Below are 5,784 nucleotides of genomic sequence, written 5' to 3' on the forward strand. Positions count from 1 at the left end.
CCGGGTGGGGCCGGGCTGGGCGACCCCGGCCGGGGTGAGGACCGGTGGTCCGACCGGTGCCGACCCGGCGGCGCGGGCGACGGCGGCGCGCTGCTCCGGCGGCGCGACGAGGTCGGTGTGCAAGGAGAGGATCTTGTCGGGCATCGGTGCGGTCCCCCTCAGGCCGCCCGACCCGCGCGGGCGACGCGCGGGTCGAGCAGCGAGTAGAGCAGGTCGACGAGCAGGCTGACCGCGACGAACAGCGCCGCCGCGATCAGGACGATGGCCTGGACGACGGGCACGTCCTGGCTGAGCACCGCCTGCTGCGCGAGCTGGCCGATGCCGTTGCGGGAGAACACCACCTCGACGACGACCGAGTTGACCACGGTGTACGCGACGACGACGCCGAGCAGGGTCAACGCCGGCAGCGAGGCGTTGCGCAGCGCGTGGCGGACCTGGATCGTCCAGCGGGACAGGCCCTTGGCGCGGGCGGTGACGATGTAGGGCTCACGCCAGGTGTCGCTGAGGCTGCGGGTGAGCAGTTGGGCGAGCATCGCGGAGCCCGGCAGGGCCAGCGTGATCGCCGGCAGGACCAGGGAGCGCCAGCCGTGGGTGCCGGTCGCGGGCAGCCAGGTCAGCGAGAACGAGAAGACCTGGATGAGCAGCAGCCCGACGAAGAACTGCGGCAGCGAGACGCCGACGGCGGGCAGCCGGGCCAGCAGCATCCGCGCCGGGCGCCACTGGACGTAGGTGGCGAGGAAGGCGATGGAGGTGCCCAGCACCATCATGATCACGACCGCGGCGGCGCTGAGCAGGAGCGTCGAGGGCAGCCGGTCGGTGATGAGCGAGCCCGCCGAGACGTTCTGCGTCAGCGACATCCCGAAGTCGAGGTGCAGCGCCCCCCACAGGTGGTGGAAGTACTGCACGAGGAGCGGGTCGTCGAGGCCGTAGTGCGCCTTGAGGTCGTGCACCTGCGCCGCGGTGAGCTGGCTGATGTCGGAGCCGCTCGCCTCGAGCTGCAGGCTGATCGGGTCGCTGGGCAGGACGTTCAGGATGACGAAGGTGACGGTGTAGGCCGCCCAGAGCACGAGGAGTGCCTGGGCGACCCTACCGGCGAGATAACGGGGCATGTGGGTACCGGTCCTACGGTGGCGGGTTCCGGTCCCACGGTGGTGGTTCCGGTCCTGGGTGCGGGGTGACCTACTTGGCGAGCCAGATGTCGTTGGCGCGCAGGAAGCTCTCGGAGGTCCAGGCGAAGCCGTGCACCTTGGCCGAGACGCCGGCGGTCTGCAGCCGGTCGTAGAGCGGGAAGGCGACCCCGTTGTCGATCAGGTAGTCCTGCAGGTCCTGGTAGGCGGCGCCGCGCTTGTCGGGGTCGGCGGTGGACAGCCCCTTGGCGAACAGCTCGCTGACCTTGGTCGCGGTCGCGGGGTCCTGGGAGAACTTGGCCGTGTACTGCTTGGACACGGCCTGGTCGGCCGACGAGCCGAGCACGCTCGGGTCCGCCCGGGTCAGGTAGCCGGGCGAGAGGTCGTAGCTGCCGGCGTTGCCGGTCGGGGTGAGCTGCGCCGCGGTGAGGATCTTGATCTGGAAGTCGATGCCGACCTTCTTGAGCTGGTCCTGGACGAGCTGGTCACCGGGGCTCGGCGCGGTGTTGATGTAGGTCAGCGTCAGCTTCTTGCCGTCCTTCTGCCGGAAGCCGTCGGAGCCCAGCTTCCAACCCGCGGCGTCGAGCAGCTTGCCCGCCCCGGCGGGGTCGTGGGCGAGCTTGGCCGACTCGTCCGCCACGTACGGCGTGGTCGAGGTCAGCGGGCTCTTGGCCACCGGGTAACCGTCCCAGTAGACGGTCTTGGCGTAGCTGCTCAGGTCCAGCGCCTTGTACAGGGCCTTGCGCACCTGCAGGTCGGCCAGCGGCCGCCCGGCGGAGACGTTCGGGAACAGCACCCCGCTGATGCCGGGCAGGGCACGGGTCTCGATGGTGGCACCGGAGGCCTTGATGACCTGCTGGTCGGCGGAGGTGATCGGCTGGCGCGGCCAGGCGATGTCAATCGTGCCGTTGGTCAGGCTGCCCACCCGGACGCTGTCCTCGCCGATGTAGCTGACGTCGATGCCGTCGAGGTAGGCGTCCCCCTTGTTGGCGATCAGCGAGCTGGGCCAGGCGTAGCCGGTCCGCTTGGTGAGCTTGACCGACTTGCCGGCCGAGTAGCTGTCGAGAGTGAACTCACCCGAGCCGATGATCTTGCCGGCGCAGCGCGCCTCGGGCGTCTCCTTGTACGTCGCCGGCGACAGGATGGCCGTCGTCGTCGTGGAGGTCGCCTGCAGGAAGGCGGCGTTGGGGGTGGCGAAGTCGACCTTGACGGTGTACGGGTCGACGACGGTGGTCGCCTTGTAGCCGGCCAGGTAGGTGACGCCGAGCGTCGACTTGGCGCCGAGGTCGTGCAGCCCGTCGTAGGCCGTCTTGACCGCGGTCGCGTCGAACTTCGTCCCGTCGCTGAACGTCACGTCCTTGCGCAGGTTGAACGTGTACGAGGTGGCGTCGGGGTTCACCGTCCAGCTCGTGGCGAGCCAGGGGACGATCTTGCCGGTCTTCGGGTCCTGGTCGGTCAGCGAGTCGGCGACGTTGCGGTCGACGCTGCGGGACTCGATCCAGTACACCTGGTTCGGGTCGATGCAGGACTGGAAGTCCGACCAGAAGGCGATCTTCAGGCGCCCGCCGGGAACGGGCTTGCCGTCCTGGGCGCCACCGGCCGCGGAGGTCCCGGAGCCGGCGCCAGAGCCGGAGGAGCCGCCGCTCCCGCAGGCCGCGAGGGAGACGGCCGCGAGGACGGAGACGGCTGTGGCGGCAAGCCGTCGCGTCGTTCGATGACGGTGCGACGTGGACATGGTGATGGTGCTCCCCCTTGTGACGTTCCGCGACGTGCGGACGGGATGAATGAGGCGGGTGGGACGGTGGGACGGTGGGACGGTGGGACGCGGCGGCGCTAGCCGGCGGCGGGCGCCGCGGTGACGGGCGCCGCGGCGGCGAGGACGCGCCGGCCCGCGATGAGCAGCGCGGTGTCCTCCTGCGGCGGGTGGACCCGGACGCAGTGGACGTCGCGCAGGTGGCGTTCGAGCGGGTTGCGCCGGGTCAGGCCGGGGTTGCCGATGGCGGCGACCGCGGTCTGCACGGCGGTGATCGCCGCCCGGGCGATGAGCGGCTTGGCGAGGATGGAGCGTTCCACCGCCTGCGGCGCGCCATCCTCGAAGCGGCGGGCCACCCCGAAGGCGATCTCCTCGGCGGCGACGATCTGCGCCTCGATCTCCCCGGCGACCGTCTGAATCCGTTCGGTCGTGGCGATCGGCCGGCCCAGCGCCGTGGGGACCCGCTCGTGGGCGAACCGCAGGAAGAACTCCTGCGCGGCGCGGGCCACCCCGATGTAGAGGGCGGTCGCCCCGATCCCGACGGCGGCGAACCCGGCGTCCGGATTCTGGGCGGAGGCGGTCAGCCCGTGGAAGTTCTCGGCGGGCACCTCGACGTCACGGTAGATCACGTCGTGGGTGCTGCTGGCCCGCAGCCCGAAATGGTCCCAGGTGCGGACGATTTCGATACCGGGCGAGCCGGCGGGGATGATCACGTGTCCGAGCAGCGGGTCGTCCTCTTCGGTGGCGACCCAGACCAGGTGGTAGCTCAGCCCCTCGGAGCTGGTCGCGAAACCCTTGTGTCCGTTGATCACCCAGCCGTCGGCGGTGCGCCGGATCTTCGTCGCCGGCAGGCCGCCGCGGGCCGGGGCGCCGAGTTCCGGTTCGGCGCGGATCGCGTTGAGCAGCACCGGTCGCTCCAGCGAGTCGGCGACGACCTTGCGGTAGAGCTCGTCGGGCCAGAACGGGTCACGGGCCTGCAACACGTGCTGGAAGACGGTCATCGCGGAGACCAGCGCCACCGACGGGTCGCCCTTGCCCAGGGCCTCGAAGACCCGGATGCTGTCGGTCGGGCTCAGCGGCCGCCCGCCGTAGCGCGCGTCGATGCCCAGGCGCAGCAGGCCGGCGTCGTGCACGGCCTGCACGCCCTTCCAGGGGAAGTCCCCCGACCGGTCGTATTCCTCGGCGGTGGCGGCGAGCTGGGCGCCGACCCGGGCCAGCGCCTCGTCGGAGATGTCGACCTCGGGCAGCGGCGTCGCGGCCGCGGCCGCTCCCGCCGGCACGGTCTCCCCCGCCGCCACGGCCTCGGCGGCCGACGGCGTGATCACTTCGGACGGGGCGGTCATGACGCCACCCGCGCCCCGGCCGCGCCGACGAGCTCCGGCTGGGCGAGGCCCGCGTCGAGTGGTACGACCTCGCCGCGCCGGCCCGTCGCCTCCCGGTGGGCCAGCTCCTGGCGCACCAGCGGCAGGACGTAGCGGCCGTAGTCGACGACGTCGTTGAAGTTGTCGTAGCCGCGGATCGAGATGAGCTCGGCGCCGAGGTCGACGTAGTCGAGGATCGCCGCGGCGACCGTCTCCGGCGTCCCGACCAGGGCCGTCGACGCGCCGGCGGCGTTGGTCGCCTGGGCGGGGGCGGTCCACAGCGCGCGGTCGTGCACCTCACCGCGGGCGGCGGCGGCCAGCAGCCGCTGGGAGCCGACGTTGGCCGGGGTGGCGTTGCCGCCCACCCGGAAGCCCTTGTGCACGATCCCGCCGCTTCCCTGCAGAACGCCGAGGATGCGGTGCGCCTTCTCCCAGGCGAGCTCCTCGGTCGGGGCGATGATCGGCCGGAAGGTGACCCAGATCCGCGGCGAGTCGCTGCGCCCGGCGAGGCGGGCCTGCTCGCGCACCGCGTCGATCTGCTGGCGGGTGTCGGCCAGCGGCTCGCCCCACAGCCCGAAGATGTCGCCCTTGGCGCCGCCGACCTGGTATGCCTCGGCCGAGGAGCCGCCCACCGACACCGGGATGGTGCCGTTGACCGGTCGGACCAGCGAGACGAAGTCCTCGAACGAGTAGTAGGTCCCGGCGTGGTCGAACGGGGTCGTCGAGCTCCACACCCTGCGCAGGATGTCGATGTACTCCGACTGCCGGGCGTAACGCTCGGTCTTGCTCAGCCGGTCACCCTCGCGGGCCTGCTCGCGGTCGTCGCCACCGGCGATGAAGTGCACGACGGCCCGGCCGCCGCTGAGCTGGTCCAGCGTGGCGAGCTGCTTGGCGGCGACCGTCGGGTACATCGTGTTGGGCCGCAGCGCCACGATCGGCCTGACCCGCTCGGTGTGCTGGGTGATCGCGGCGGCCAGGGTGAACGGGTCGTGGAACGACGAGGCGTAGGCGACGAGGGTGTAGTCGAAACCGCCCTCGTCCAGCGCCCGCGCGTACCGCTTGAAGAACGGCAGGTCGATGTCGGTCCGCCCGAGCCGGTTGAGCTCGTTGGACTCGTTGGTATTGATCGCGCTGATGAACTCGACGGGCATCAGGGTCCTCCGGGAAGGCGGTCAGGCACGGGGCCGGTGGGGGCAGGTCACGACCAGTGCGCGATGGCGGGCAGCTCGCTGCCCAGCCGCAGGCGTTCGAGGAAGAGCACGACCGCGGCGGCGGCGGTGCGGTGGGTGGCGTCGTTGAGGGCGTCGTGCCTGCCCCCGTCGATGGTGACCAGCTCGGCCCGGGGCGCCGCCGCGTAGCGGGCGCGCGCCTGGCCGAGCGGGCTGACCAGGTCCGCCGTGCCGTGCAGGCCCAGCACCGGCAGGTTCACCCGGCCCAGGTCGCCGTCGGCCAGCCAGGCCGGCGGCACGGGTGTGTCCAGGCCCCCGCGGCGCAGGTGCGGGTCGGCGCTGAGCCGGGCCTGGTGGGTCGGGCAGCCCGTGCG

5 protein-coding genes are annotated in these 5,784 nt (G+C 72.0%); all 5 read right to left on the reverse strand.

Annotation, left to right across the window (positions count from 1 at the left end):
* Positions 1-158: 158 nt before the first annotated feature.
* Positions 159-1,109, reverse strand: coding sequence for an ABC transporter permease (locus ND748_RS23210; protein WP_251748079.1), 951 nt, complete (start codon positions 1,107-1,109; stop codon positions 159-161).
* A gap of 70 nt (positions 1,110-1,179) precedes the next feature.
* Complete coding sequence (locus ND748_RS23215; RefSeq protein WP_251748080.1) at positions 1,180-2,862, reverse strand: ABC transporter substrate-binding protein; 1,683 nt, start codon at positions 2,860-2,862, stop codon at positions 1,180-1,182.
* A gap of 98 nt (positions 2,863-2,960) precedes the next feature.
* Positions 2,961-4,223 carry an acyl-CoA dehydrogenase family protein gene (locus ND748_RS23220; protein ID WP_251748081.1) on the reverse strand — a complete coding sequence of 421 codons (1,263 nt, stop codon included), beginning with the start codon at positions 4,221-4,223 and terminating at the stop codon, positions 2,961-2,963.
* Complete coding sequence (locus ND748_RS23225) at positions 4,220-5,392, reverse strand: LLM class flavin-dependent oxidoreductase (protein ID WP_251748082.1); 1,173 nt, start codon at positions 5,390-5,392, stop codon at positions 4,220-4,222. The genes ND748_RS23220 and ND748_RS23225 overlap by 4 nt, the downstream gene beginning before the upstream one ends.
* Before the next feature lie 47 nt (positions 5,393-5,439).
* A partial coding sequence (locus ND748_RS23230; RefSeq protein WP_251748083.1) for an alpha/beta hydrolase occupies positions 5,440-5,784 on the reverse strand: 345 nt, incomplete at its 5' end.

The sequence above is a fragment of the Frankia sp. AiPs1 genome (genome assembly GCF_023716945.1).
In the GTDB taxonomy this organism is placed as follows: Bacteria; Actinomycetota; Actinomycetes; order Frankiales; family Frankiaceae; genus Frankia.